Annotated in this window: 1 protein-coding gene and 2 pseudogenes; 2 read left to right on the top strand and 1 reads right to left on the bottom strand. The window is 64.5% G+C overall.

Annotation, left to right across the window (positions count from 1 at the left end):
• A pseudogene (locus tag HX846_RS08775) lies at nt 1–249 on the top strand (DUF2531 family protein); the annotation flags it as partial.
• Entirely contained in the window at nt 246–2,441 is a 2,196-nt protein-coding gene (gene gspD / locus HX846_RS08770; RefSeq protein WP_178965277.1) for a type II secretion system secretin GspD, read from the top strand. The pseudogene HX846_RS08775 and the gene gspD, both read left to right, overlap by 4 nt.
• 8 nt (nt 2,442–2,449) lie before the next feature.
• Here gspD and HX846_RS08765 read toward each other — a convergent pair.
• Nucleotides 2,450–2,673: pseudogene (locus tag HX846_RS08765) on the bottom strand (RraA family protein); the annotation flags it as partial.

Genomic DNA, 2,673 nt, shown 5'->3' with positions numbered 1-2,673 from the left:
CTGAAGCTGACCGGCGTGCTGCTCGACGGCGACCTGCGCGTCGCGCTGCTCAAGCGTGACGAGTGCCCGCCGCTCAGGGTCCACCAAGGCCAGACTCTGCCCAACGGCTGGCGCCTGGAACACCTGACACCGCTGCACGCCCGTTTTGTGCTGGATGGCCGCACGCAAACCCTGAGCCTCAGCGTTCCGCGTTTGCCGCCGCCGTCCACCACACCACCGATTTCCCTTCCTCACGAGCCCGCCCCTTGATCGATACTTCCCCTAGCGCCTTGCGCACCAGCGTGTTTTGCCTGGCCACCGCCGTCGCCTTGGGCGGCTGTGGGTCATTCCCCGATCACCTCGACCCGGACGATGCCTTGCTTCACGAGGCGATGCAGGGCACCGGTTCGCAACGGCCGCCCGTGGACCCGGCCAGCGAGTCGCCTGCGGCCGACAGCCGCCAACCCCAGGTGCCTACGCCGCCCCAGCGCCAGTTGATTCGCGGTAACCAGCAGTTCGTGCGCCAGCCCGCAGCGGCGCCGGCGGTCAAGGATGAAGCCAGCGGCGACATCGTGTTCAACTTCGCCGACCAGCCGATTGAGGCGGTGATCAACAGCGTCATGGGCGACCTGCTGCACGAGAACTACAGCATCGCCCAGGGTGTGAAAGGCAACGTAAGCTTCTCCACCTCAAAGCCGGTGAACAAGAAACAGGCGCTATCGATCCTCGAAACCCTGTTGTCCTGGACCGATAACGCGATGATCCGCCAGGGCCAGCGCTACGTGATTCTGCCCGCCAACCAGGCGGTGGCGGGCAAGCTGGTGCCGGAAATGAGCGTGTCGCAACCCTCCAGCGGACTCTCCGCACGGCTGTTTCCGCTGCGCTATATCTCGGCCACGGAAATGCAGAAACTGCTCAAGCCGTTCGCCCGGGAAAACGCATTCCTGCTGGCGGACCCGGCACGCAACGTGCTGAGCCTGGCCGGTACGCCGGATGAGTTGGCCAACTATCAGGACACCATCGACACCTTCGACGTCGATTGGCTCAAGGGGATGTCGGTGGGGGTGTTCGGTTTGCAACGGGCTTCGGTCGCAGAGTTGATGCCCGAGCTGCAAAAAATGTTTGGCCCCGACAGCGGCATGCCCCTGGCGGGCATGGTGCGCTTCCTGCCCATCGAGCGGACCAATTCGGTGGTGGCGATCTCGTCCCAGCCGCAGTACCTCAGTGAAGTTGGCGACTGGATTCACACCATCGATGAAGGCGGCGGCAACGAGCCGCAGATGTACGTCTACGACGTGCGCAACATGAAGGCCACGGACCTCGCCAAATACCTGCGGCAGATCTACGGCACCGGCGCGATCAAGGACGATGCGCCGGCCCAGGTGGCGCCGGGGCTGCGCACGGCGACCTTGTCGTCACTCAACACCAGCGGCGGCACCTCGGGTGGCTTGAACAACAGCAGCAATAGCCCGCCCGTCAGTGACGATGAGGACCAGGCCCCGGCCGCCAGCGAAGACGGTGAAAATGCAGAGCCGGGCGCTGCCAAAAGCCTCGACGCCGGCACCCGGATCACCGCGCAAAAAAGCAGTAACCAGTTGCTGGTACGCACCCGACCGGTGCAGTGGAAGGAGATCGAATCGGCGATCAAGCGCCTCGACAACCCGCCGCTGCAAGTGCAGATCGAGACGCGCATCCTCGAAGTCAAACTCACCGGCGAACTGGACCTAGGGGTGCAATGGTACCTGGGCCGCCTGGCGGGCAACTCCACCAGCACCACGGTAGCCAATACCCCTGGCAGCCAGGGCGCCCTGGGTGGCGGTGCGGGATTGGGCGCGGATTCGCTGTTCTATTCCTTCGTCAGCTCCAACCTGCAAGTGGCCTTGCACGCCCTGGAAACCAACGGCCGCACCCAGGTGCTGTCGGCGCCGTCGCTGGTGGTGATGAACAACCAGCCGGCGCAGATCCAGGTGGGTGACAACATCCCCATCAGCCAGACCACGGTCAACACCGGCAACGCCGACAGCACCTTGAGCAGCGTCGAATACGTGCAGACCGGGGTGATCCTCGACGTGGTGCCGCGCATCAACCCGGGCGGCCTGGTGTACATGGACATCCAGCAACAGGTCAGCGACGCCGAGAACCAAACCACCAACAGCAGTGACACGCCCAACAACCCGCGCATCTCCACACGTTCGGTGTCGACCCAGGTGGCGGTGCAAAGCGGCCAGACCGTGTTGCTCGGCGGGCTGATCAAGCAGGACAACGCCGAGAGCGTCAGCGCCGTGCCGTACCTGGGGAAAATCCCCGGGCTGCGCTGGTTGTTTGGCAACACCAGCAAGTCCAGGGATCGCACCGAACTGATCGTGCTGATCACGCCGAGGGTGATCACCAGCAGCGGTCAGGCGCGGCAGGTGACGGATGACTATCGCCAGCAGATGCAGCTGTTGCGACCGGCCAACTGAAGGACCTTTCAGCCCTTGCGTTGCAGGGTGTGATAACCCAGCGCCGCCCGTGCTTCACGCAGGGATTTGCCTTCATCGAGCAGCGCCCGGATACGCGCTTCCACCGCTTCAATCGAGCGTGCACAGGCTGCCACTTCATGGGCGCGCTCGCGCGGCACGATCACCACGCCATTGGCGTCGGCCACCACGATGTCCCGGGCGCACACCCGGGCCTGGCCGATGGACACCGGCT

The organism is Pseudomonas sp. K5002 (assembly GCF_013386655.1).
Lineage (GTDB): Bacteria > Pseudomonadota > Gammaproteobacteria > Pseudomonadales > Pseudomonadaceae > Aquipseudomonas.
This window is presented reverse-complemented; position numbering and strand designations above follow the sequence as displayed.